This window comes from Paenibacillus sp. Root444D2, from assembly GCF_001426375.1.
Taxonomy (GTDB): Bacteria; Bacillota; Bacilli; order Paenibacillales; family NBRC-103111; genus Paenibacillus_E.
Genome location: NZ_LMEO01000006.1, coordinates 69,778 through 93,400 on the forward strand (window position 1 = coordinate 69,778; position 23,623 = coordinate 93,400).

The window sequence follows — 23,623 nt, forward strand, 5'->3', positions numbered from 1 at the left end:
GTGATTTTAGATAGAATGGAGTTTAGATCGTGGACTTGTATTTTTTGGGCACGGGGGCGGGTATGCCTTCCAAACAACGAAATGTCACCTCAATCGCTTTAAACCTGCTGGATGAACGCGGAACCTACTGGCTGTTCGACTGTGGGGAAGGGACGCAACAGCAGATTCTGAACTCTCCAGTGAAATTGGGACGAACGGAGATGCTTTTCATCACGCATCTGCATGGGGATCATTTGTACGGTCTACCTGGTTTGTTAACGAGTCGTTCCTATTTAGGAGGGGATACACCTCTTACGCTATATGGTCCGCGGGGTCTTAAGAGTTTTGTTGAGACGGCCCTCTCCGTTAGCGGGGCTCATTTAACGTATACGCTTCAGATTGTGGAAATCGAGGAAGAAGGTTTGATTTTCGAAGATGAAAGCTTCCAAGTCGAGACGGCACGATTAGAGCATCGTATCGAATGCTTCGGTTACAGGATCGTAGAGAAGGATCAACCTGGCAAGCTTATGCAGGAAAAACTAATGGAACTCGGCATACCGGCAGGTCCGCTTTATGGTAAATTGAAGCAAGGCCAATCCGTCCAGTTGGAGGATGGTCGTACGCTTCATGGGACTGATTTTCTAGGTGCGCCGATACCCGGACGCATTGTCGTTATACTTGGTGACACGCGCTACTGCAGCGGAGCTCAGCACTTGGCACGAGGCGCTGATGTGCTTGTGCACGAGGCTACATTCGCCATGGATAAGCAGGAGCTTGCGTATTCGTTTGATCATGCCACTTCAATTGATGCGGCAAGAACTGCTCAGGAAGCGGGAGCGAATGCGCTGATCATGACACATATTAGCTCGCGATATCAGGGTGATGCCGTAATGGAGCTTTTGCAAGAGGCTCAGAAGATTCACGGCAATAGCTACATAGCTAAGGATTTCTGGAGCTTTGAAGTACCGCGTAAAGGGTAATAAAGAAAAGCCACCCCCGATTTTTGGAAGTGGCTTCTCGCTTTTCTTATCTGTTCGATTCGTCTTTTTTCTCTTCGATGAAGCCGCTGATGCTTTCTTTGCGGCGTTCATTCTTGGATTCGATGCTTTGTTTTTCCTCGGCAGTTATTTCATCAGCATGTTCGTCCAAGTAGTCCTCAGCTTCGTGCAGATTGGCTATCGTATGATCGATGGCGTTCTGCAAACGGGCTGGATTATCTTCGCGATTATCTGGCTTTGCCATAGTATTTCTTCCCTCCCTTTGAGGCGATAGATTGACATCCTGTTATACGATTCCACAAGGTCAATAAGATTATTCACTGTTTAAGAAGTCAATTTCCCGGATTTCCTTCATACAATAAACATAATCCCACGTTAACCGAGGTGATCATATGGAAATTTCACTTGCCGAAGTGCTGCTTTCTATTTTTATGTCCTCGATTTTTTGTGTTATGTTTAGGGAAATACGAAATTATTACAGAGACTCAGGATAGTGCTGCTCGCAGCTGAAATGGAGAATATTTATGCTCGGTTTTGCTATATTACTAGGCTTTAATTTCTTAGGTTATGTGATTCAGTTGAGCCTGCACCTGCCGCTACCCGGCAACGTGATCGGGCTCATTCTTTTTACCGCGGCGTTGTTTACTAAGCTCGTAAAGCTAACTTGGGTGGAAGAAGCGGCTTCACTGTTGACGAGGCATATGATGCTCTTTTTTATCCCTTTTACGGTTGGCGTTCTAGCATTTATTCCGATCATTGGAGCTAATTGGCTTGCTATTTGCGGAGGGACTGTCGGTGCAACGGTGGCTGTTCTTGTAGTAACAGGTTGGGTATCGTCAAAGCTAGGGCAGGAGAGTGCCGAACATGGCGAATAGCATACTTCAGCATCCATTGTTTGGTCTTTCTCTAAGTGTGATCAGCTATGCGTTAGCCAATTTGTTGTACCAAAGATGGCGGTTTATGCATCCTCTGTTTAGTTGTACGGGTTTCATTATCATTGTACTAGTAAGTTTGCGTATTCCTTATGAGGACTTTAAACGAGGGGCTGACGTGCTAACGCTTTTATTAGGGCCTGCAACAGTTGCGTTAGGCGTACCTCTTTACAAATATAGAGAATTGATACGTAGAAATATGGCGCGTGTCTTGATAAGTGTTTTAGCGGGTTCAATTACGGGTATTGCAGCTAGTGCAGCCATTGTGGGGTTATTGGGAGGAAGTCAGTCCATTATCCTAAGTATGCTTCCCAAATCAGTAAGCTCGGCCATCTCCATTGAAATAGCCGCACATTTAGGCGCGATTCCTGAATTAACAGCGGTATTAACCACTTTAACTGGGCTGCTGGGCAGTATGTTTGGTACTCGAATCTTGAGTTGGTTTCGAATTAGAGATGATATCTCGATCGGCATTGCAATTGGAACAGCGGCACATGGCATTGGAACAGCCAGAGTATTCAAGGATTCTGAACAACAGGGTGGATTTGCTGGATTATCCATGGGGATTTGTGGGATTATGACTTCGATTTTATTTATACCCATTTACATGTGGTTAAAATAGTGCCGTGTATGTTGAAGAGCAGAGCTCGTAATAAGAGCTCTGTTCTTTTTTGCATCCCAAATATGGAAAATGCTGAAAGAAGAATGATAGTCTGCAGGGAATCATCCTACGTTAATTAGGTAATTTCACCACATACGTAAGACTATCTGCCTTGAGAATAACAGGAACGTCATGTCTTGAAATATCCAGACGCATCGGCGTATCCGAGAGATGAAGCTGTTCCCAGCCCTCGTAATTTGATTGAAGGATTGTCAGGGCATTCTCTTTCGGCATGACAACTTCGATGAGCGTTTCACGCTTTCTGCCAGTTTGACGGTTGAATTCTTCAATATTCGTATTCATCATAATAAAGTTAATGCCACCTGGCTTGGTGCCCGCGGCCATCCTTCGGAGTACTTGTTTGAAAGCTGTGTCGGATTTCACGTGCTCCAGGCTAGAGGCAGCAACGATATAATCGTAGCTATTTGGCGGGATCTCATACGTACTAATATCTGCTTGTTCAGTACTGATCAGATGCTCTACGCTAAACTCCTTGCTATAAGTATGCAGTTTCTCTAAAGCCATATCAAGCAAATCTACACCATGAACATGGCCTAAAGATGACTTGAGCCATTGCGCGAGAGGAATACTATTACGCCCTACCCCGCAGCCCAAGTCCAGTATGGAAAGCGGGTGGGCATGATCAATCTGCTTAACGAGTTCCATGATCAGCGGAATGGGTTTGTCCAGCCACGACCCCTTGGTATAAAGGCGATGCTGCTCGAAGCAATCTTCATGATATTGCTTTTCTTCTTCACGAATTCGTTGTAAACGGGCTGTGTTCATCAGGATACCTCCACTTTTGAAATAGAAAGGTTTGTATACGTTTATATACCTCAAGTTATCAATGTCTAAACAACGATGATGACGTTTTTAGTGCGAAATTCACGAAATATTACAAATTCTTAATAACACGAAAACGAACACTTAATAATCCTCTGCTAATCTTGAGTTATTAGACTCCAGTTGAAAGGCGTGAGGAAGATGAATGGACCACTTCTGAATACGGCGCCCCAGCATGCCAAGCTGTCTGTTAGGCTTGCAAGCAGCGCACAAGAGATTGAGCAGGCTATGCGACTTAGGTATCAAGTTTTCGTCGAGGAAGAGAAGAACATGAAGATGCTGAATGAGCAAGGGCTTGAGAAGGACGTCTACGATGCTTACTGTGATCATCTCATTGTGAAAGATATCGAAACCGAGCAAGTGATCGGTACTTATCGGTTGCTGCCTGGGGATCGAGCATTGAAAGGGATCGGATTTTATTCCGAAACTGAATTTGATCTTACTGCCTATTCAGATTTGAAAAGCCAAACGCTGGAGCTTGGACGGAGCTGTATTGCTCCCGAATATCGGGGTGGCAAAGCGATTCAACTCCTTTGGGAAGGAATTGCTGGTTATATTAGCGAGCGAAATTATACGCATTTAATTGGTTGTGCGAGTGTGCATGTGGGCAATTTGGAGGAACTAAATTTGATCTACTCGATGCTGCGCCAAAAGCAGGTGATAACGGACCGATTCGGCATTGAACCGCTTGCCACGCATCGAATCCCTGGCCTTGCTCAAATAGAAGTCGATAGCAATGAGAAAGAGCTATTCCGTAAACTGCCGCCTCTGATGAAAGGCTATCAATGGCTCGGGGCAGAGATTGGCGGAGACCCGGCATATGATGAACTATTTGAGACCATTGATTTCTTTATTATTTTACAAAAAGATCGGGTTACACGTCGTTATAAACGCCATTTTCTGACTACTTAAGTAGGTAAGGAGGACTTACCTTGTATGAATGGATTGCCAAGCTGACATTGAATGAATGTAGGCTGCAGCACATCGAGAGAGTGCTCCGCGTTTTTCCCATGTGGATGATGTCAGCTGCTTGTACTATGTTGGCGTTTGCGCTTTATCGGGTATTCCGAAAAGGGTTTCTAAAGCGAGTGGAAAACAATTTAATAGACTTGCTAGGTGCAATGCCTAAGAGTTCATTAAAGGCTATCTCCAAGCATTATGTTCAAAATATCGTATATACGCTTTATGAAATTCTCTTCCTTTCTGTTCGGTTGAAAAAGCTTCATGCAAGTCATTTTGACGTGCAAGGTGAGGAACACCTACAAGAAGCACAGCGTCAAGCGAAGGGTAAGGGATTCATTGTCTATGCACCGCATGTTGGCAATTTCTTCAATTATTATTGGTATTTGACTCAGAAATTCGATTGCTTAACGGTGGCTTCAGCGGGGAGTCCCGAACTTAAACCTCTATATATGAAGTTTGGCGCTATGGGCTGTAACGGCTTAGATTACGATAGTGTCCCCCCTCTTGCGCTGTATCGTACATTGAAAAAGCATGTGCAGAGCGGCGGGGTCATTTTCATCCTCGGCGACTTCTGGAGACCGACATTTCCTTTATCCAGGTTATTTGGCCGACTAACTCGTACACCTGAAGGTGCTGCCATGTTAGCGCTTGAGCATCATGTGCCAGTTGTGCCGTTCTATGGGTTTCGTCTTAAAGGGTTTAAGCATCGGTTAGTTTTTGGATCTCCAATTCACATACACGAACAATTTGAGCGTTCAGGACGTTCAGAACGTGCTGAGGCAAACTTACTTTTGAATGCGTTCATGGAGCGGGTTATCCGTGAGCAGCCTTCGGCGTGGTTTTATTGGTTTAATGTTCATGAACGGTGGGAGAGGGGCCCATCAGCAACAGCCGTTACTACAAGGGACGATGTGATCGGAAGTATAGATTTAACCACGGAAGCAGCAGGATGACTCACACAACGACCAAAAGGATTGGTGATCGGCACATGGACACAGGAAGCCACTTATTGTTCGGCGTCACGTTAGCGGGATTGGCATGTTTGGAACCGGCCGTTGCACAAGAGCCTGAGCTGGCTCATGCCATACTTGCAGGAACACTCATTGGTTCGCATGCCCCTGATTTTGATACCTTTGCGCGTCTGAGAGGATATGCGAACTATGTTCGCGTTCATCGAGGGATCACTCATTCGCTGCCGGCTTTGTTCATTTGGCCCATCCTTATAAGTCTGCCCCTCGCTGCCATGTTTGGTGTATGGGAGCATCTAATTAGCTTATATCTATGGACATTTGCAGCTGTTGTGTTCCACGTATTTCTAGATTTATTCAATGTGTATGGCGTCCAGTGCTTCCGTCCATTTTCCCAGAAATGGTTCCATCTCGATACCCTCTGTCTCTATGAACCATTTTTATTTGGTCTTCATGGTCTTGGTGTCCTACTATGGTTGTTCATTTGGCAAGGAAATGGCGGCAGTCATATCGGAGAGATGTTCGCTTTGATATATGCGGCAACCTTCCTCTATATTGCTATTAGAGCCTCGCAGCGCAATCGATTCGTTAAGCTAGTAAAAAGTGAATTGAACATCGCAGATGGCATCTGTCATCTCATTCCGAGTCTAAGCTGGTTTCAATGGCAGTTTGTTCTTGAGGGTGACAAATGCTTCTATCTAGGAGAGATCCAACATGGCCGCGTTTTGATTCAAGAGGAGTACAGCAAATCGGATTACAATCAGAACGAATCGCATCCTATTGTTAAGGCTACTTTGGCTACGGATGGCGTTCGCGCATTCTTGCACTTCGCGCAACGGATTCATGTGTGTTGGAAAGAGAAGAACGACGGTTATGAAGTGCAGTGGCGTGATGTGCGCTTCTGGCACAAACGCAAGCTGCCTTTCGGTGTCAATGTGCTGCTGGACCGGGACATGAACGTGGTCAGTGATACGCTCGGTTGGGATAAGAAGGCTTGGGATCCGCCGTATGTTTGAATGTGAAGCCTTGCTCCTTCAAGGAGTGAGGCTTCTTTTGGTAGATTTGAAGCAGGTTGTAACATCTGGTCTCCCATATAAAAAGAGAGAACACCTCATGACATGATTTCAATCATGTCGTGAGGTGTTCTTATATCAAAAAATTAAAGTGTCTGACCAAATTCTCCATCATATAAAAGCTCGCTTAACTCACGTCTGCCTGATGGGATTTCACGTTCTTGGAACTTCTCATCGAGAGCGCTGACCGGGCCACGGTAACCAATAGCGATCACGGCATGTATATCGTACTCTTCAGGGATTTGAAGGGCTTCACGGGCTTGATTCCGGTCGAATCCGCCCATAGCGTGAGTGACTAGACCTTGATTATTGGCTTCTAAAGCGAGGTAGCCCCAAGCAGTACCAGCATCGAACGCGTGACTTGGGTTATCGCCGCCTTTTGGCGTTTTGGTATGTGAAATGACGAGGGTGAGGACGGGAGCTTTTTCGCACCATTCTCGGTTACCCGGCATAATGAAGTTGTGAAATTTGGCTCTTTGCTCGGGTGTACGGGCAATAATGAAGCGCCATGGCTGCAGGTTGCTTCCTGATGGTGCCCACCTAGCGGCTTCAAAAAGACTAAGGAGAACATCTTCAGTCACTTCTTGATCGGTAAAGGAACGTGGCGACCAACGTGTTAGGAATTGAGGATTGATTTCGTGGTCAGGTTGACGATTGGATTCGACTTCAGCAGGTAAAGAAGTTGTCACTATGAATTCCTCCTTATTTTGTAATCTTCCTAATATTACCTGATTTCAATGTGAATTACGAGTTTCTGAAAATTCCCTTGAACTGTATGGTTTTTCATGATTATGGAAAAACTAGTTGTTATGAAATGAAGGACCAAGAAGAGGTGCGAGAAACCGTGAATTTTACTAGTCATGATGTTATTATAATTGAAAGAGCGCTAAGAACAGCGATGAAACATGATAGGGAAGAGCATCGTTCAAGAGATTATCATGAGGTTTTGCTCAAAATGCAAGAGAATGTGGAGCAGGCGCTCACTGTCAATGCTCAGCTGGCAACTATAGAACATGAAGGAATTCGGTATGATTATGATGATTCATCCGATCTCATGTAGACATACTTATATTACCTGGCGTTCGCTTCTGGGTACTGCCGCAGCTGTCGGGAAATTGAAGCAAAAAAATGAATAGTAGGTTACATAAGAAAAGGTCCCAGTAAATAAATGGGGCTTTTTTATTTTGTGTGAGACGTTTATAATAGGGGAACAGTCGTTCTATGCGGAGTGGTGAAAATATGATAAGAAAAAAATCCCTATCGGATCTAATACAAGGATTAAAAAGCAATGAAAATATAGTTAATTGGCATGAAGTTGAACCGCAAGAAGCAAAGACCCGTTCAATGCCTGAAAGTGTAGACCTAAGAATAAAGGCTGCATTAGCTCAAAGAGGAATAGAACAGTTGTACACTCACCAGCACACAGCTTATGAAACTGTACGTAAAGGTGAAAATATTGTTGCTGTCACTCCAACTGCTTCGGGTAAAACACTTTGTTATAACCTTCCTGTATTACAGGCAGTAGCCGAAGACGACGGAAGCCGTGCGCTTTACTTATTCCCAACGAAAGCCTTGGCGCAAGACCAAAAAAGCGAATTAAACGAAATCATTACTGAAATGGGCATTGATATAAAAAGCTTTACATATGACGGCGATACTGCCCCAGCCATTAGGCAGCTTGTAAGAACAGTAGGGCATATTGTAATTACTAACCCAGATATGTTACATGCCGCAATCCTTCCCCATCATACGAAATGGGTAAGTTTATTTAGTAATCTTAAATACATTGTCATTGATGAACTACATACGTACAGGGGCGTTTTCGGCAGCCATGTAGCAAATGTTATACGTAGATTACAACGAATCTGCAAATTTTACGGCAGTAATCCACTTTTCATTTGCACTTCTGCAACTATAGCGAATCCGAAGGAACTAGCTGAACAGCTTACAGGAAAGCCTATGCGGCTAATTGACGATAACGGCGCACCAAAGGGAAGGAAGCATTTTGTTTTCTATAACCCGCCAATTGTAAATAAGTCGTTAAACATTCGGAAAAGTGCAACAGTAGAAGTAAACCAGTTAGCCAAAGAATTTTTATCAAATAAAGTACAGACTATTGTTTTTGCCCGCAGTCGGGTAAGAGTAGAGTTAATATTAAGTCATCTGCAGGAACTCGTAAAAAATGAACTAGGGGCCAAATCCATAAGGGGATACCGGGGTGGCTACTTACCGAATCAGCGCCGGGAAATTGAAAGAGGATTAAGGAACGGGGAAATTTTAGGCGTAGTAAGTACGAATGCTTTAGAACTTGGGGTAGACATTGGGCAGCTTCAAGTCTGTATTATGTCGGGGTATCCGGGTAGCGTTGCGAGCACATGGCAGCAAGCAGGTCGGGCTGGAAGACGGCATGGAGAAGCCCTGGTGGTTATGGTAGCCAGTAATACCCCTATAGACCAGTATCTCGTCTTAAATCCAGAATACTTTTTCGAACGTTCCCCGGAATCGGCAAGAATTAACCCAGAGAATTTATTAATCCTGGTAGATCATTTGCGTTGTGCAGCGTATGAACTTCCCGTAAAAATTGGGGAAGAATTCGGCCCATTGGAGATAACCGATATATTGGAATACCTTGTAGAAGAAAGGGTACTTACTCATGCTGGGGATTCGTTTTACTGGGCAAGCCAGTCATTTCCTGCCCATGAAGTAAGTCTTCGATCCGCAGCGCAGGAAAATGTAGTAATTATCGACCAGTCAGACGTAGCGAACGTAAAAATTATTGGCGAGATGGACAGATTTAGCGCCATGACCCTTTTGCACGACGAAGCAATATATCTTCATGAGGGAGTACAGTTTCAAGTAGAAAAATTAGACTGGGAACATAAGAAGGCATACGTACGGGAAGTCGATGTAGAGTATTACACCGACGCGAACCTGGCAGTAAAGCTAAAAGTCTTATCTATAGACCGAACGGGAAAAAGGCGTACAACGTCAATTCATTACGGCGATGCTGCAGTAAATGTTATGGCAACCATGTTTAAAAAAATCCGTTTGACCAGTTTCGAAAATATTGGATACGGCCCGATTAAGCTTCCCGAAGAAGAACTGCATACCAGCGCGACCTGGGTAGAAATAAATGAGGTTGACCCGGCTTTAGAAATAAAAACACTAGAGCAGCTATTAATGGGAATATCCAATGTAATAAGGCATATTGTACCTATTCTTGTAATGTGCGACCGTAGCGACATTCACGTAGTTTCACAAATAAGGGCAGAACATTCTCAGCTGCCTACGATCTTTATATACGACCATTACCCCGGTGGTATCGGATTAGCGGAAGACGTATATAAACGATTCGACGAAATAAAAGAAGCAGCCAGAAACTTAATTCGAAAATGCCCCTGTGAAGATGGCTGCCCTTCATGTATTGGAACTGAAATAGAAGGGATGGATGCAAAGAAAAAATCCCTTTTATTAATGGAGGGATTATAAATGCGAGGTTCAGTACCCTACTACATAAAAAAAACGAATGAGAACAAACGCTCCGGTCCTATACGGTTAGCTGAAGAAGAGCTGCATACGAGCTTTTATTGGTTTACCTTCGACGAGGAGATGTCGGCGGGGCGTTCGGCCAATGATATGCAGCATGCGCTGGAGCTGCTTGCGCAGCTCGAAGGCGGTGCCCGATGAGCGGGCTCCGTGAGAGGCTGGGCCGTCTGCGGGGACCTTCAGCGGCTCAGACGGCAGCGCCGACGCTGCCTGTGGCAGACGGCGAGTGGACGCAGCTAGGCGCCCATGTAGAAACGAGTCCAGCTGGCTCGTTCGTGATGCGGCGCCGTGTATACGGCGCGGACAGCGTGCACGGCAAGTATCGGCTGCGTGAGCTGGCCGATGTTGCGCAGCAGCTGTCCTGCTTTCACGACCGTGACGCCGTCGTCCGGCTCGAAGAGTTGCTCTTCTTCGACACCGAAACGACCGGACTCGGCGTCGGTGCAGGTAACGTGCCGTTCATGGTCGGCATCGGCTTTTATACCGGTGAGCTGTTCACGGTAGAACAGCTGTTGATTCGCAACCCAGCGGAAGAGCATGCTATGCTTGTTTATTTGCAAGAACTGCTCGACCGCTTCACGCATATTATTTCCTACAATGGCCGAACGTTCGATTGGCCGATTCTAAAGAATCGCTATGTTCTTAATCGACTCCAATTGGACGATGGGAAGCTCCTTCAACTTGATCTTCTTTATCCCTCGCGAAGCTTATGGCGAAACACGCTTCCTTCTTGCCGTCTTAGCAAAGTTGAAGAGAGCCGCCTTGGCTTTGAGCGTGTAGATGATGTGCCGGGGTCTATGGCACCCGCTTTATATTTTCAATATCTGGCGGAGAAAAATCCATCCGTACTTGAAGGTGTGTTCGTTCATAATGAGCACGATATCGTTACTTTAGCTGCACTTGCCATACATTTCGGCAAACTGTTGAGCGGGGGTAGTGAAGTTACAGGAAGAATACCGGGTTCATACCGTTTTGAACTGGAGCAAATGAAGGGATTGCCGTCGAATGGAGAGCAAGAGATTGAAACTGATCCCGAGCTCGAACTCGAAGAATTGTTCCGAACAGGTGTATGGCTAGACAAAATGGGCCGTACTGTATTAGCTGAGAATTATTTCGATGAATTATTTGATAGGTTAATGAATGATCCAAGATCAGCTGATCCAGCTGATCAAGAATCTGCCATTCTTCTATTAGCTGCCTTTTACAAGAAGAATGGTGAAAATCTTCGAGCAGTTGAACTATGGAAGCGCTGGATTGCCATCAAAAAAGCGAGCATTGCGCTTCATTTGGAGCCTTATTTGGAGCTAGCGATGTATTACGAACATCGAGAGAAGAACTTTGCTCAGGCGATATTTTACGCTGAGGAGGCTTGGGCGAAGCTCTGGCGCCGCCGTTCGCTTCATCGTGGAGATAAAAGGCAAAACGAGGTCGAGGAAGCACTGGAGAAACGTATCCATCGATTGAAAGGAAAGTTGAGGAAAACCGAAAGTCATTCGTTTGAAATGACATCTCCTGTTGCGAAGGGGAAAAATACATCGAAAGAGAAAAACAAAACTCGCAAAATAAAGCCGATTTACGTCAGTGAAGGGCTAATTTAAGCATTTTCACCATTTTTGTTAGCATTCCATAGTAACAGAAGTCCCTAAAGACTGCTATTAGTCATTTTAATAACATTATGATTAAAATAAGACTCTCCAGAACCATCCAGAAGTTGTATTAGGTAGTTCCGTTTACTTTCCCAGTCATTTGGATATACAAGGAAGAAAAAGGCAAGGAGAGTGTGCCATGCCCGAACTTCCAGAGATGGAAACCTATCGCCAGCAGTTGACGCGGTTGATCCAAGGTTCGCCAATCACAGGGGCGGAAGTTACTCGTCCGAAATCATTGAATGTGGAGCCGGATAGTTTCATTCGTACGCTAACCGGGAACCGTATTGTACGGATAGATCGCAGAGCTAAGCATTTGCTGTTTCATTTGGTATCAGGTGAAGTTTTATTATTGCATTTAATGCTTGGTGGTTGGATGTTCTATGGCACGGAGGAAGAGAAGCCGGATCGGACAACGCAAGTTATGATCCATTTTGGCACGAAGCACTTATATTTCATCGGATTGCGGTTAGGATATTTGCACATGCATAAACTGCCTGAGGTTGATCTGCTATTAGGCAAGCTTGGGCCTGAGCCACTGGAATCCAGTTTTACTTTTACACAATTCCAACGGGTGTTGAAAAGTAAGAATAGCAACTTGAAAGCAGCATTTGTCGATCAATCATTTCTCTCAGGGATTGGGAACTGTTACTCTGATGAGATATGTTTTTATGCGGGCATTCTCCCTCTTCGTAAACTTTCCTCACTGACAGAAGAAGAGCAGAATCGCTTATTTCAAGCCATGCGCTCGGTTCTTCTCGAAGCTATTCAATTCGGGGGATATATAGACGAGCCTCTGTTTGTTGGTGACCGTTTGACGGGGCAGTTCGATGCTATGTGTCGTGTATATGATCGAGAAGGGGAGCCTTGTTTGCGCTGTGGACATCAACTAATCAAGACAGAAGTTTCGAGTCGCAAATGCTTCTATTGTGCTAATTGTCAAGCGTGAAAGGGCTGATTCATGATGTTTATTGGCGCTCATGTTAGTACGCGTGGAGGCTATTTAGGTGCGGCCAAAACCGCACTGTCTATAGGAGCAAATGCGTTTCAATACTTTCCCATGAATCCGCGCAGTCTTTCTACCAAGTTGGTTAATCAAAGAGATACAAGCGCATGTGCGCAATTTTGCCTGGAACACGGCATTTTGTCAATTGGGCACGCTCCGTATCCACTGAACCCTGCGGCTGATGAGGCTGAACGCGAGAATATGATAAAGCTTTTGAGGAATGGTTTGGAAATTACGGATGCCTGCGGTTCGGTAGGATTAGTGGTGCACTTTGGAAAATATATTGGAAAAGACCCGTTACAAGGCTATAAAAATATAATACAATGTTTGAATAGTGCTGCTCAAGGATATGAGGGTTCTTCTTTGATTTTGCTTGAGAATCAAGCTGGAGAAGGTGCTCAGCTGGGGCTAACTTTGGAAGAAATGGTTCAAGTGCGCAAACTGAGTGAAGCTCCAGAGAAGATTGGATTTTGCTTGGATACGTGTCATGCATTTGCAAGTGGTTTATGGCAGGGGCATAATTGGTTAGAGCTTGAGACCAAGGGGAGACAGCTTGACTATTTTCCGCATCTGAAGGCCGTTCATTTGAATGACTCTGTCCATCCATGTGGTTCCCGCCGAGACCGCCATGCAAATATTGGGGCTGGTTATATTGGCCGAGAGAATTTACAGCAGATGCTAAGCTCTTCCTTTTTGAAGCAAATTCCTATCGTTCTTGAAACAGGTTCAGGTAGTGATGGTACACATGCTCAGGAAATTGCACTGGTGAAATCTTTGGTTTACTAGTCCATCATTCATTCCATCATGAATAGGAAAGGAAATCCGATCATGATTCATGTATACTTAGATGACTTGCGCCCTTGTCCCCAAGGATTTACTTTAGCCAAAGATGTCAAAGAATGCATTTTACTTCTCCAGGAATTTGATGTTGATATTTTGTCGTTAGATCATGATTTGGGTTGGTCTACGATGGAGACTGGCATGGACGTCGTCATTTGGTTGACGCAACAGCGTAAATTTCCCAAAACAATTTATATTCATACTTCCAGTCCCTCGGCTTGCACGGCCATGTATCAAACGCTTTACACGGCCAAACCCGAAGGAATGAGTCTATACCCTCACCGAATTCCTGACGATTTGCTCATGCAGATTGCACAAGGGACTTATAAGAGTGAGCCGTAGTCAGAAAGGAATCGACCGCAAATGATCCATTTATCCGGTATTCATTTTATTAGAGAAGAACGTCATATTTTACAGGATGTGAATGTACACATTCAGCCAGGTGAACACTGGGTATTGTTAGGCCGTAATGGTTCAGGTAAGACAACATTGCTTGAAATGATGAATGGATACGAGTTCCCGAGTCGGGGAACGGTAGACGTGCTGGGCAATCGATATGGTCAATGTGATGTGAGGGAAGTTCGCAAAAAAATCGGCTATATTTCACAGTCTTTATTCGAAAAATTGAACCTGAGTGACCCTGTCCTCGAGGTTGTCGCTACGGGTGAATATGCCTATTTACGGTTTTATCAGGAAATACCGCAAGAGGTGAAAGATCGTGCTCTAGTCATGTTGGAGCGTGTTCGCATTCCTCATTTGGCACATCAGCCTTTAGGAAGTCTTTCGCAAGGAGAACGTAAAAAAGTCATGCTTGCCAGATCGCTCATGATGAAGCCTTCCATTCTCATTATGGACGAACCAGCGGCTGGTCTAGATTTATACGAGAGAGAACGTTTTCTAACAGATGTCAATGACCTTAGCAAGCAAAACATTACGGTCGTCTACGTGACGCATCATATCGAAGAAATAATCCCTTTATTTACACATGTTGCTATCATTGAACAAGGTGAAATCATTGCTGCAGGGCGCAAAGAAGAGGTATTGACTCCGGAACATATTCATCGAGCTTTTGGGATCGAAATCACGTTGGAATGGTTCCAAGAACGGCCATGGATTAAGGTTATTGAATCAAGATAGTAGATTACATAAAGGATGCGGCTATGACACACTTAACGACATACATTGGTACCTCGAATCACGGGTTCGCTCAATATGCACAAGATGAAATTCGTAAGTTATTTCCCTTAACTAAGTTTACTTTGTTGGTGCCAACAGAGGTTTTTATATTCGAAGTGCCCGAGGGTGCAGAAGATATGATCACAACGCTTAAAGAGCAGGAGCCTATGTTTCTTAGGCATGTTCAGCCTGTGAGTCAAGACTGGGACTTGAGCCGTACGGATGCGGATATCGAACATCTCAAGGCTTGGCTAAGAGATGCCATTTCTTCAGGACTTATTGGTTCAGGCGAGAAAATAGCCACCCAAGTGCGCAAAGAAGAGCGGGCGGATGTACCTTACGCGCCTTTTACCGTCAAGGCAGCTTTAGATGAAATATTGGTTTCGGAGATTCAGGCTGAACCCGTAGTTCGATATGCGGATCAAATCATATCCGTGTATATTAGCGCTAAGAAGTTATTCGTGGGGCTATCCAAGCCTGCCGACAATTTGTCAGATTGGTCAGGCGGTGCGATCCGGTTCATGAAGGAAGAGGATCAAATCTCGCGTGCTAAATTCAAGCTTTTGGAAGCAGAACAGCGATTCGGTATTGATTTCAGCGTTGCTCGTACGGCACTAGATATTGGTGCGGCCCCTGGTGGATGGACATCGTTACTTTTGGAGCGCGGCTTGCGTGTTACGGCTATTGACCCTGCTTCCATGAGTCCCAGACTTCAAGGCAACCGACTTCTCACGATTCTTAAGAAAAATGCTGGTGAAGTAAAGCTTAGGGAAAATGAGTTTGATTTGCTTGTCTGCGATATGAGCTGGGATCCACGTCAAATGGGTCGTTTAGTTGCTGATTTGCTCTATTCCTTACAAAGTGGGGGAACGGCAATCATTACGGTCAAACTCATGCATAAAAAACCGTTCCAAACGGTTCGTGATGTTCTGAAGATTTTGGAGCCGTCTCTCTTCCTGCTTAAAGCCAAGCAATTGTTTCACAATCGGGAAGAATTGACACTTTATTTGCAAAAGACGTAGAATGTGGAAAAAAATGTAGATTTTTAAAGAAGGCCCTCTTATAATCAAGGTAAATCTTACCTGATAAGGGGGTCATTTATTTATTGATGAATAAACAAAGTTGGATCGGAACATGTATTGGGGGAAGATATCGAATTGAAGCCTTGCTCGGTCAAGGTGGTATGAGTCACGTTTATTTAGCAGAAGATTTGAAGTTGAAAGGGAAGAAATGGGCAGTGAAAGATTGTTTGCCTTTTGAAGCCGATGATTTGACATTCTTTCTAGAAGAAGCGGAAATGCTCGCTAGGCTCCAACATCCACAGTTGCCGCAGTTAGTTGATTATTTTACAACCGATGATGGAAAAGGCTTCTTGGTAATGGATTATATTCAAGGGCCAACCTTGCAAGACTTATTCGAAGATAAAGGACGCGAGTTACCCGTTGCGAAAATTGTTCATATGGCCTTTCAGCTGTGCGATTTACTTCACTATTTGCACACGTTTCAACCTCGTCCGATTATTTACCGCGATCTCAAGCCATCTAATGTGATGTTGAATGAGCAGAACCAAGTTCGATTAATCGATTTTGGCGTTGCCCGACACTTCAAAAACGGCAAACAATCCGACACCATCCAAATGGGTACGATTGGCTTTGCTGCTCCCGAACAATTCCTAGGCTTACAAACGGATGCGCGCACTGATTTATTTACACTCGGCGCTATGCTGTATTATTTATTATCAGGCGGCCAGTATGCGTATATAACCCAAAAATCGTTGGAACAGATACGTCCAGATTTACCTGAAGCTTTAACCTCCACCGTACGATTACTCCTGCAAGAGCATCCGCAAAACCGCTGTCAATCTGCCATGGAAGTAAAAATGAGACTTCGTTCCATCTATTCCGAAACAACTGTGGCCCCATTAGCTCTTGGACAACACACACCAATCATCACTTCAACACCAGATAAATTAATTGTTATTGGCGGTTTATTTGCTGGTGTAGGTGCGACATTCATGGCAATTACATTGGCAAGAATTCTTCACGCTATGCACATTCCGAACGCGCTTGTTGAGCAGCCAACAATTGAACCTGATTTGTATATGCTCCTTTACGGCGATAACAAGGCCCCTAAGGATTACGCATTCGCTTCTAATCTCATTAGTGAACAAATGTCTGCAGTGATTTCATCATGGATCAACGGTTTTACGACATGGGTACCTCTTCATCCTGAAGGGTTTCAAAGCACATGGCATCCTGCGGATTCCTTCAAGCTTCTACATACGATAAAAAAACCGATCGTCATTTGGGACGTATCTACGCATTGGGAGGATCCTTCTGTTCAAGAACTTTGTCATAGTGCGGATGAGATCATTGTAGTTGTAGACGCCTCTCCTGGAAAGTGTAATCGCCCAAGTTCACGAGCGCATTTCAATCGATTTGATAAGTATCAGCAGCGTGGTAAAAAGGTGCATTTTGTGGCGAACGGCACGATGCCGGGACATTTGCGGAATGAATGGGTAGATTCACTGCCAGCGGCACCGTTATGCACCTTACCTGAAATTCTGCGTGCTGAAGTCATGCGTTCTGTTTGGAGAGGGGAATGTATTCAAGATCAGACCGAGGTTTTGGAGAAGTTGAAAGATGCTCTGACCCCTTTACTTAGAGAAATTCTGCCGGCAGATACGGTTAGAAAAAGCAGTTTGAAGGAGAGTAAATCGTTATTCTCACGATTCAAAAAGCCTAGTTAACCCCTTTAATAAATTTGTAAATTGATTCTCAAGTTATAACCAAACGACCTTAATTGTGTTATGATGAGTCATATTTCATTTAGATGCAGATAGAGGGGGCCATACATATGGAACAAAGATTTGCTAGAGAATCCAGATGCTTTAAGACGTCACGAATTTTTCCTACGGATGTAAATAACCACAACACGCTCTTTGGTGGAAAATTGATGTCCTATATTGATGACATTGCATCGATTGCGGCACATAAACATTGCCGGAGGTCTGTCGTGACAGCCTCAACGGATTCTGTTGACTTTTTGTCACCCATACATACGTCAGACTCGGTTTGCTTGGAGTCATTCGTGACATGGACAGGCAAAAGCTCGATGGAGGTTTTCGTCAAAGTCGTAACCGAAGATTTGAAAACTGGGGCAAGAAAAATTGCCGCAACCTCTTTCCTGACATTCGTAGCACTCGATGACAACAAAGTTCCGGTTGAAGTTCCAGATGTGGTTCCAGAAACGGAAGAAGAGAAGAAGCTGCATGAATCGGCGCCACACCGAGCAGAAATGAGACGTTTACGAAGAGTTGAAAGTAAGAAGCTGGCGAGCTTCTTCACGATGAAATACCCTTGGGAATAAAAGGGATTGATTTTCCGGTAAAATGTGGTACAATTTGGATAAATTAAATCGGACAAGCGGAAGCACCGCTGATCGTGGAGATCATATCTCCTCAATCGGCGTGTGCTTTTTTGTTTTCTCCGAATCGCGAAGGAGGCTGATGATGAAGGTTGAGACGACCATTCGCATTGCCATTGTGCTTACGGTTATTAGCTTTGTCTTAATCGCCAGTGGCGTGTATGCCAATGTTTCATGAATGAAATAAGAAAAAGGAGGTAGGAATGAATAAAATTCAACTTTACGTCTTAGATGATGACATCGTTTACGCAGAGAGACTTGCTGCCTTCATACGATCTTCTGAGTTCGCGGAGAGAATACAAGTGAGGCTTTTTTCCAAAATAGAATTGGTTTTCGAGGTGATTGAAAATCAGCAATTAGAAGGGGTTTTATTACTGTCCGAGGCATATTACCCCTTTATGATGAATCGGAGTACATCCTTATGCAAAATGATTTTGAGTGAAACGATTGCAAATTCCAAAGAAGCGGAGACGAAGATTCCGTTCTTATATCGTTTTCAATCCCTGCACCAATTAATATCGCGACTTCAGGCTTTTTATACGGAAAAACATAGATTTGATGCGGGGCCTGGGACGAAAAGAACTAAAGTTCTATCAGTCTACAGCAGCAGCGGGAATAGTGGGAAAACGATGACCGCCGTTCATTTGGCGAAGCAGTTGTCTTTTCGCGGGGAACAGGTTTTTTATCTCAGCCTGGAGTCGGTCAGTACAGCCTCTCAGTGGCTTCAGGGGGATTTAGGACGATTTTCACAGCTTCTATACTACATGAAAAGCACGCCTGAGTTATTGGGACCTAAGCTGCAGCTGCTCAAATCTAACGATTCTAGGCTGCGTATTGATTATCTTACTCCCAAAGATCAAATCAGGGAGATGCAGGAAATGAGCGGCGATCATGTCCGTCTGCTTATTGAATCATTGATCTCGTTGAACCAATATGACTTCATTATTGTTGATTTAGAAGCTACAGTGCATCCGAGAATTGTAAAAAGTTTGGATGTCAGTGATCATATCATCTGGATTGTACGGGACGATTTAAATGATTTATATAAAACTGAGGCACTCCAGAAGCAATTGGGCTCCATGCAAAATGTACATTTCGTAATCAATAAATATACGGGCAAGGAAACGAATGATTTCTCAGATTTGGGTAAGGAAATAACGTTCAAGCTTCCTTATATCCCCGAGTGGAAAGTTTTAAGCACTCCAGAACAGATCTGGCAATCTGGCTTGTTTTCAGAACAGACGTATGACATGTTTACTGCTATTCAAATAGAAAAAGGGCATTCTTCTTTGGTTAGAGAAGGGGCTGCTGCTTCATGAATCATGATTTGTTTCTCACATTGAAGCAGCAGATAAAGGAGAAGATTGATCTTTCAAGTACGGTCAGCGATGTCACATTAATTGAACTTATAGAGGAGTCTGTTTTCAGCGCAGCAGGAGAGCACGGTTGGACTTCAAGCGAGATGCAGGCTCTAGTAAAGCGTATTTTTGATTCTTTTCGTGGGTTGGATATCCTTCAACCGCTGATCGATGACCCATCCGTGACAGAGATTATGGTCAATGGGCACGAGTGCATCTTTTTCGAAAGGAAAGGTGCCGTTGAGCGATATCCGTATCCTTTGGAAAGTGTAGAGAAGCTCGAAGATCTCATTCAGATGATTGTTTCTAAGGTGAACCGGATTGTGAATCAAGCAACGCCAATAGTCGATGCGCGTCTGCCTGACGGGTCAAGGGTAAACATTGTTCTTCCGCCAGCCTCTTTGAGTGGTCCAACTTTAACGATTCGTAAGTTTCCGGAAAAGCCCCTACTAATGGCGGATTTGATTCGTATGGGAAGTATCTCGGAAGAGGCAGCAGAAGTTTTACAAGTAATGGTTGAATCAGGCTTTAATATCTTTATTGGTGGCGGAACAGGTTCAGGGAAGACGACATTTCTAAATGCACTTAGTGCTTGGATTCCCCCGCACGAACGCATCATTACGATTGAAGATTCTGCTGAGCTACAGATACAGACTGTACCTAACTTGGTGCGAATGGAAACCAGAAATGCCAATACGGAAGGGAAAGGAGAGATTACGATTCGAGAGCTTATTCGTTCTTCACTGCGCATGCGACCCAATCGGATTATTGTTGGGGAGGTTCGCGGAGCGGAGGCACTCGACATGCTAGCTGCGATGAATACTGGGCATGACGGAAGTTTAAGCACAGGGCATGCGAATACATCTGTTGACATGCTCAGCCGACTAGAGACGATGGTGCTCAGTGGAGCCCCACTTCCGGTAGACGTTATTCGTAAGCAAATTGCCTCAGCGCTGGATGTTATGATTCATGTAAGCAGAATACGTGATCGTACCCGTAGAGTCACTGAAATTCATGAAGTACTTGGTGTGAAGGATGGTGAGGTCCAACTGCATCCCCTTTTCCTATTTGATGAAAAAGGGGAGACGATGGATCGAAAGGTAATAGGTGAGCTTGCTTATACCGGAAACCGACTGCACCACATGCACAAAATTCGAATGTCTGGAAAGAAGCTGCCAGAGTGGTTTGCACAGGTTCAGGGAGAGCGTGATGCAGGATGAAGATTTTCTTGCTTCTCCTCATTATTGGAGCGTTCAGCTGGTTTTTTCTTTTGTATTTGGAACGAAGAAAAGGATCAACTAAGAGAGCTGAATCTCAGCCCATCCAGCACTCAGCTACAATCAACCGTCTGATTGACTATAACCACTATCAGTTAACCTTCAAGGAAAAAGTAAGTGCTATCCTAATGCTTGCCTTACCAGCGTTCATTGTAGGCTACATTTTCTACAAAAGCTTCGTTCTTGCTGCAGCATTGGCAGCGGTAGGCTTCGCATTTCCCCGAATACGTAAGCAGCAATTAATTCAAATTCGTAAAAACAAACTGTATGTACAGTTCAAGCAAGCATTAAGCTGCCTATCCTCTTCCATGACGGTTGGTAAGTCGATTGAAACAGCGTTTAGAGAGGCATTAGAAGATCTGAAAATGCTGTATCCAGATCCCGCTTGCCTGATTGTCTTGGAATTTAGTATTATCTGCCGAAAAGTAGAGAACGGGGAACCCATTGAAGCTGCTCTGAAAAATTTAGCGGATCGCAGCCATCTAGAGGATGTAAGAAGCTTCACAGACGTTTTCTTAACTTGTAAGCGGACGGGTGGCAACTTGGTGGAGGTCATGAAACGAACGGCTACGGTGATTGGCGAAAAGCTTGAAATTTCACAGGATATCTCCGTAATGATTGCACAGAAACGTTTTGAATCAAGGGTATTGCTCTTTGCCCCGATCGTTATTGTTGCCGTGCTTGCGTTCTCTTCTCCAGAGTATATGGATACTCTTTATACAGGCAGTGGTGTACTTATCATGTCTGCAAGTTTGTTGCTGCTTGGTGCTTGCTATGTACTCACTCAAAAAATCATGAATATCAAGGTGTAGCATGTGGATCACGATTGTGTTTATAACTCAGATTACTGTTTGTATCCTGTTATACCTTTGGGGGCGAGTACAGTATGCTGATACTTTCAAAACTCACCCTTATCCGTTCCAGATAAAGCTGCTGTTACCTTACAGCTACTTGCTTATCGACAAGCTTAATTTGATGGAAAAATTACCCGATTTTACGGCAAAAGTACATCATAAATTAATTACACTGCATGGGAGAAGCTTCGCTGCACATGGCAGTAAATGGTTTCTTGCAGAGCTTATCTCGGCTTCGACTTTATGTTTAGTAATTCTAACTCTGCTATCCATTCTTGCCGGAGGAGATAGTTCTCTGTTTGGATTTGGTTTGCTGGCTACTGCGATTATTCCCATGATCATGGTACGTGATTTAGATGCGAAAATCCGCAAGAAACAGCAGTTGATGATCCTTGAATTGCCTGAAATATTGAGTACAATCGTGCTGCTCGTAAACGCAGGAGAGACCGTAAATCGGGCATGGATACGCTGTGTAGAGGCCCGACCGCATAAAGCACAAACACCGCTGTATAAAGAACTGGCACAAGCCGTTCATGAGCTGGAGATGAATGTATCTTTTGCAAAAGTAATGGAGGATTTCAGCAAACGCTGCGCCCTTCATGAAGTGTCCTTATTTACTTCTACGCTTCTGTTGAATTATAAGCGAGGTGGTAATGATTTTGTTGTAGCGCTTCACGCACTTTCGTTGGACCTTTGGCAAAGAAGGAAGTCGGTTTCACGAACACTAGGTGAAGAGGCTTCATCGAAGCTTGTATTTCCCATGGTGCTCATTTTCGTTGTCGTGATGGTCATTGTTGCGGCGCCAGCTTTACTTATGATGAAACAGTAATGGAGGTATGTAGAGATGAAAACAGCGTTAAATTGGCTAAAACAATTTTGGGAAGATGAAGAAGGATTAGGCACTTTGGAGATTTTATTGATCGTTGCCGTGCTTGTCGCAATAGCTATTATTTTTAGAAAGTGGATCGTCTCGTGGTTCCAGAAGTTAATTGGAGATGCCAACTCTGATTTGAAAGACAACAGCGCGGTTGTTCCTTGTGCGCCTAGTCCAACAACTAGCTGTGCGCCATAGGCGTTTACTGTGTATCCGCGTTAGTGAGGAAGGAAGCTTTACGTTAGAAGCTTCTCTTGTATTTCCGCTGATTCTACTTTGCACGGTTACGCTTCTTTTTGTGGGCATGTATGCGTATCAGAACGTATTTGTTCAGCAGCTTGCGAGGACTGCGGCAGAGCGACTTGCTTTTACGTGGAATAACAGCCACAAAGATTTGGTGACAGGAAACTATAACCCTAGTGAGACAGATGGCCTTTATTGGCGACTTACACATGATAGTGTGACGGATTTATTTGGAATGCTGAGTGGTAGTGGCACAACAGAAGTCATTATTCCCTCGGGTAGTGCTAGTGGTCACGTGGAGAATAAACTTGCCAAATCCTCAACTTTACTACCCCCGGGAGTGACGGGAACTGCAAAATACGCCAACTATCTTTTTGACCATCAGGTTGAGGTTAAATTGAAAAAGTCATTTCTTATGCCAAAGCAGCTAAAAAGATGGTTGGAATCTGAGCAAACAACTGGCAGGGCTGTTTCACATGTTATTGAGCCGGTTGAACTCATTCGATTAACGGATATTACTCGTACGTATTTCAAAGCGATCAAAGGTCGAATTTCGCCTCAAAAGGCTAGAGATGCACTCGTAGAACCTATTCAGGATAACTTGTCTGGACCAAGTGTGTCGATCCAATCAGAGCGTCAAGCCGCGGCCTATTTGAAATCACTGGTTGGGGGTAGAGAGGTCATTTTGACGACAATATCAGGAAAAAGCAGAACGGTCGATGCGCTGGATGCTCGAGGAATTGGTCATCAGGCTTTTTACAATATGACGGAATTTCAGCTTCGCACCGAGCAAATGCCTAAGGATATAGAGCTCCTTGATCAAAGAACACAAGTGAAGGGCATCGTGTGGCACTTTTTCAAAAAAGATGCCAGCGGCAAAGGAATGCCGTCTAATTCATTTCGTAAGGAGCTGGAGCGTAAAGGGATTGTTGTTGTCATTCACAATTAGAAAGGGGGGAG

General features: G+C 44.3%; 26 protein-coding genes. 23 read left to right on the top strand and 3 right to left on the bottom strand.

Annotated elements, in window-relative coordinates; genetic code table 11:
* Positions 1 to 29: 29 nt before the first annotated feature.
* Complete coding sequence (gene rnz / locus ASD40_RS05645; RefSeq protein WP_057302360.1) at positions 30 to 959, top strand: ribonuclease Z; 930 nt, start codon at positions 30 to 32, stop codon at positions 957 to 959.
* A 46-nt stretch (positions 960 to 1,005) separates the two neighbouring features.
* On the opposite strand, the gene tlp is transcribed toward rnz, so the two are convergent.
* Complete coding sequence (gene tlp / locus ASD40_RS05650; RefSeq protein WP_057302361.1) at positions 1,006 to 1,221, bottom strand: small acid-soluble spore protein Tlp; 216 nt, start codon at positions 1,219 to 1,221, stop codon at positions 1,006 to 1,008.
* Positions 1,222 to 1,501: 280 nt separating this feature from the next.
* On the opposite strand from tlp, the gene ASD40_RS05655 reads away from it, so the two are divergent.
* Both ASD40_RS05655 and ASD40_RS05660 read left to right on the top strand, forming a co-directional pair.
* On the top strand, positions 1,502 to 1,852 hold the full coding sequence (locus ASD40_RS05655) for a CidA/LrgA family protein (protein ID WP_057302362.1): 351 nt from the start codon (positions 1,502 to 1,504) through the stop codon (positions 1,850 to 1,852).
* Positions 1,842 to 2,531: an LrgB family protein gene (locus tag ASD40_RS05660; RefSeq protein ID WP_057302363.1), complete on the top strand. Its 690-nt coding sequence runs from the start codon at positions 1,842 to 1,844 to the stop codon at positions 2,529 to 2,531. The genes ASD40_RS05655 and ASD40_RS05660 overlap by 11 nt, the downstream gene beginning before the upstream one ends.
* A 111-nt stretch (positions 2,532 to 2,642) precedes the next feature.
* On the opposite strand, the gene ASD40_RS05665 is transcribed toward ASD40_RS05660, so the two are convergent.
* Positions 2,643 to 3,356 carry a class I SAM-dependent methyltransferase gene (locus tag ASD40_RS05665; RefSeq protein ID WP_057302364.1) on the bottom strand — a complete coding sequence of 238 codons (714 nt, stop codon included), beginning with the start codon at positions 3,354 to 3,356 and terminating at the stop codon, positions 2,643 to 2,645.
* Positions 3,357 to 3,554: 198 nt separating this feature from the next.
* On the opposite strand from ASD40_RS05665, the gene ASD40_RS05670 reads away from it, so the two are divergent.
* From ASD40_RS05670 to ASD40_RS05680, 3 genes are read left to right on the top strand one after another with little or no spacing between them, the layout of a single operon-like run.
* A complete protein-coding gene (locus ASD40_RS05670) occupies positions 3,555 to 4,325 on the top strand; it encodes a GNAT family N-acetyltransferase (RefSeq protein WP_057302365.1) in 771 nt (256 codons plus the stop codon).
* A 20-nt stretch (positions 4,326 to 4,345) separates the two neighbouring features.
* Positions 4,346 to 5,329 (top strand): lysophospholipid acyltransferase family protein, encoded by a 984-nt coding sequence (locus ASD40_RS05675; protein ID WP_057302366.1) that lies wholly within the window; start codon positions 4,346 to 4,348, stop codon positions 5,327 to 5,329.
* Positions 5,326 to 6,360, top strand: coding sequence for a metal-dependent hydrolase (locus ASD40_RS05680; RefSeq protein WP_327205275.1), 1,035 nt, complete (start codon positions 5,326 to 5,328; stop codon positions 6,358 to 6,360). Before ASD40_RS05675 ends, ASD40_RS05680 begins: the two co-directional genes overlap by 4 nt.
* A 143-nt stretch (positions 6,361 to 6,503) precedes the next feature.
* Here the strand turns inward: ASD40_RS05680 and ASD40_RS05685 are convergent, their stop codons facing one another.
* A complete protein-coding gene (locus tag ASD40_RS05685) occupies positions 6,504 to 7,106 on the bottom strand; it encodes a nitroreductase family protein (RefSeq protein ID WP_057302367.1) in 603 nt (200 codons plus the stop codon).
* Positions 7,107 to 7,261: 155 nt separating this feature from the next.
* On the opposite strand from ASD40_RS05685, the gene ASD40_RS05690 reads away from it, so the two are divergent.
* From ASD40_RS05690 to ASD40_RS05770, 17 genes are all read left to right on the top strand, one after another.
* Positions 7,262 to 7,477: a hypothetical protein gene (locus tag ASD40_RS05690; protein WP_063860253.1), complete on the top strand. Its 216-nt coding sequence runs from the start codon at positions 7,262 to 7,264 to the stop codon at positions 7,475 to 7,477.
* Positions 7,478 to 7,659: 182 nt separating this feature from the next.
* Complete coding sequence (locus ASD40_RS05695) at positions 7,660 to 9,906, top strand: DEAD/DEAH box helicase (RefSeq protein WP_057302440.1); 2,247 nt, start codon at positions 7,660 to 7,662, stop codon at positions 9,904 to 9,906.
* Positions 9,907 to 10,104: a hypothetical protein gene (locus ASD40_RS05700; protein ID WP_057302369.1), complete on the top strand. Its 198-nt coding sequence runs from the start codon at positions 9,907 to 9,909 to the stop codon at positions 10,102 to 10,104. It begins immediately after the preceding gene.
* Positions 10,101 to 11,561 (top strand): ribonuclease H-like domain-containing protein, encoded by a 1,461-nt coding sequence (locus tag ASD40_RS05705; RefSeq protein ID WP_057302370.1) that lies wholly within the window; start codon positions 10,101 to 10,103, stop codon positions 11,559 to 11,561. The genes ASD40_RS05700 and ASD40_RS05705 overlap by 4 nt, the downstream gene beginning before the upstream one ends.
* Before the next feature lie 187 nt (positions 11,562 to 11,748).
* Positions 11,749 to 12,558, top strand: a complete 810-nt coding sequence (locus ASD40_RS05710; RefSeq protein ID WP_057302371.1) for an Fpg/Nei family DNA glycosylase — start codon at positions 11,749 to 11,751, stop codon at positions 12,556 to 12,558.
* A 15-nt stretch (positions 12,559 to 12,573) separates the two neighbouring features.
* Positions 12,574 to 13,401 (top strand): deoxyribonuclease IV, encoded by an 828-nt coding sequence (locus ASD40_RS05715; RefSeq protein ID WP_057302441.1) that lies wholly within the window; start codon positions 12,574 to 12,576, stop codon positions 13,399 to 13,401.
* Positions 13,402 to 13,443: 42 nt separating this feature from the next.
* Positions 13,444 to 13,797, top strand: coding sequence for a cyclic-phosphate processing receiver domain-containing protein (locus tag ASD40_RS05720; RefSeq protein WP_063860249.1), 354 nt, complete (start codon positions 13,444 to 13,446; stop codon positions 13,795 to 13,797).
* 21 nt (positions 13,798 to 13,818) lie between these two features.
* Complete coding sequence (locus ASD40_RS05725) at positions 13,819 to 14,592, top strand: ABC transporter ATP-binding protein (protein WP_057302372.1); 774 nt, start codon at positions 13,819 to 13,821, stop codon at positions 14,590 to 14,592.
* Positions 14,593 to 14,615: 23 nt separating this feature from the next.
* A complete protein-coding gene (locus ASD40_RS05730; RefSeq protein ID WP_057302373.1) occupies positions 14,616 to 15,653 on the top strand; it encodes an SAM-dependent methyltransferase in 1,038 nt (345 codons plus the stop codon).
* Between the two features lie 86 nt (positions 15,654 to 15,739).
* Positions 15,740 to 17,380 (top strand): serine/threonine protein kinase, encoded by a 1,641-nt coding sequence (locus ASD40_RS05735; protein ID WP_057302374.1) that lies wholly within the window; start codon positions 15,740 to 15,742, stop codon positions 17,378 to 17,380.
* 107 nt (positions 17,381 to 17,487) lie between these two features.
* Positions 17,488 to 18,000, top strand: coding sequence for an acyl-CoA thioesterase (locus ASD40_RS05740; protein ID WP_057302375.1), 513 nt, complete (start codon positions 17,488 to 17,490; stop codon positions 17,998 to 18,000).
* A 260-nt stretch (positions 18,001 to 18,260) separates the two neighbouring features.
* Positions 18,261 to 19,376, top strand: coding sequence for a nucleotide-binding protein (locus tag ASD40_RS05745; protein ID WP_057302376.1), 1,116 nt, complete (start codon positions 18,261 to 18,263; stop codon positions 19,374 to 19,376).
* Positions 19,373 to 20,635, top strand: a complete 1,263-nt coding sequence (locus ASD40_RS05750; protein WP_057302377.1) for a CpaF family protein — start codon at positions 19,373 to 19,375, stop codon at positions 20,633 to 20,635. Before ASD40_RS05745 ends, ASD40_RS05750 begins: the two co-directional genes overlap by 4 nt.
* Positions 20,632 to 21,504: a type II secretion system F family protein gene (locus ASD40_RS05755; RefSeq protein ID WP_057302378.1), complete on the top strand. Its 873-nt coding sequence runs from the start codon at positions 20,632 to 20,634 to the stop codon at positions 21,502 to 21,504. The genes ASD40_RS05750 and ASD40_RS05755 overlap by 4 nt, the downstream gene beginning before the upstream one ends.
* A gap of 1 nt (position 21,505) precedes the next feature.
* On the top strand, positions 21,506 to 22,375 hold the full coding sequence (locus ASD40_RS05760; RefSeq protein WP_057302379.1) for a type II secretion system F family protein: 870 nt from the start codon (positions 21,506 to 21,508) through the stop codon (positions 22,373 to 22,375).
* A gap of 15 nt (positions 22,376 to 22,390) precedes the next feature.
* Positions 22,391 to 22,618: a Flp1 family type IVb pilin gene (locus tag ASD40_RS05765; protein WP_057302380.1), complete on the top strand. Its 228-nt coding sequence runs from the start codon at positions 22,391 to 22,393 to the stop codon at positions 22,616 to 22,618.
* On the top strand, positions 22,584 to 23,612 hold the full coding sequence (locus ASD40_RS05770) for a TadE family protein (protein WP_235549178.1): 1,029 nt from the start codon (positions 22,584 to 22,586) through the stop codon (positions 23,610 to 23,612). Before ASD40_RS05765 ends, ASD40_RS05770 begins: the two co-directional genes overlap by 35 nt.
* Positions 23,613 to 23,623: the final 11 nt, after the last annotated feature.

Bases quoted from the DNA above. Each gene is read 5' to 3' on its own strand.
- tlp (WP_057302361.1), bottom strand. From the start codon at position 1,221: ATGGCAAAGCCAGATAATCGCGAAGATAATCCAGCCCGTTTGCAGAAC.
- ASD40_RS05655 (WP_057302362.1), top strand. From the start codon at position 1,502: ATGCTCGGTTTTGCTATATTACTAGGCTTTAATTTCTTAGGTTATGTG.
- ASD40_RS05660 (WP_057302363.1), top strand. From the start codon at position 1,842: ATGGCGAATAGCATACTTCAGCATCCATTGTTTGGTCTTTCTCTAAGT.
- ASD40_RS05665 (WP_057302364.1), bottom strand. From the start codon at position 3,356: ATGAACACAGCCCGTTTACAACGAATTCGTGAAGAAGAAAAGCAATAT.
- ASD40_RS05670 (WP_057302365.1), top strand. From the start codon at position 3,555: ATGAATGGACCACTTCTGAATACGGCGCCCCAGCATGCCAAGCTGTCT.
- ASD40_RS05680 (WP_327205275.1), top strand. From the start codon at position 5,326: ATGACTCACACAACGACCAAAAGGATTGGTGATCGGCACATGGACACA.
- ASD40_RS05700 (WP_057302369.1), top strand. From the start codon at position 9,907: ATGCGAGGTTCAGTACCCTACTACATAAAAAAAACGAATGAGAACAAA.
- ASD40_RS05705 (WP_057302370.1), top strand. From the start codon at position 10,101: ATGAGCGGGCTCCGTGAGAGGCTGGGCCGTCTGCGGGGACCTTCAGCG.
- ASD40_RS05710 (WP_057302371.1), top strand. From the start codon at position 11,749: ATGCCCGAACTTCCAGAGATGGAAACCTATCGCCAGCAGTTGACGCGG.
- ASD40_RS05715 (WP_057302441.1), top strand. From the start codon at position 12,574: ATGTTTATTGGCGCTCATGTTAGTACGCGTGGAGGCTATTTAGGTGCG.
- ASD40_RS05720 (WP_063860249.1), top strand. From the start codon at position 13,444: ATGATTCATGTATACTTAGATGACTTGCGCCCTTGTCCCCAAGGATTT.
- ASD40_RS05725 (WP_057302372.1), top strand. From the start codon at position 13,819: ATGATCCATTTATCCGGTATTCATTTTATTAGAGAAGAACGTCATATT.
- ASD40_RS05730 (WP_057302373.1), top strand. From the start codon at position 14,616: ATGACACACTTAACGACATACATTGGTACCTCGAATCACGGGTTCGCT.
- ASD40_RS05735 (WP_057302374.1), top strand. From the start codon at position 15,740: ATGAATAAACAAAGTTGGATCGGAACATGTATTGGGGGAAGATATCGA.
- ASD40_RS05740 (WP_057302375.1), top strand. From the start codon at position 17,488: ATGGAACAAAGATTTGCTAGAGAATCCAGATGCTTTAAGACGTCACGA.
- ASD40_RS05745 (WP_057302376.1), top strand. From the start codon at position 18,261: ATGAATAAAATTCAACTTTACGTCTTAGATGATGACATCGTTTACGCA.
- ASD40_RS05750 (WP_057302377.1), top strand. From the start codon at position 19,373: ATGAATCATGATTTGTTTCTCACATTGAAGCAGCAGATAAAGGAGAAG.
- ASD40_RS05755 (WP_057302378.1), top strand. From the start codon at position 20,632: ATGAAGATTTTCTTGCTTCTCCTCATTATTGGAGCGTTCAGCTGGTTT.
- ASD40_RS05760 (WP_057302379.1), top strand. From the start codon at position 21,506: ATGTGGATCACGATTGTGTTTATAACTCAGATTACTGTTTGTATCCTG.
- ASD40_RS05765 (WP_057302380.1), top strand. From the start codon at position 22,391: ATGAAAACAGCGTTAAATTGGCTAAAACAATTTTGGGAAGATGAAGAA.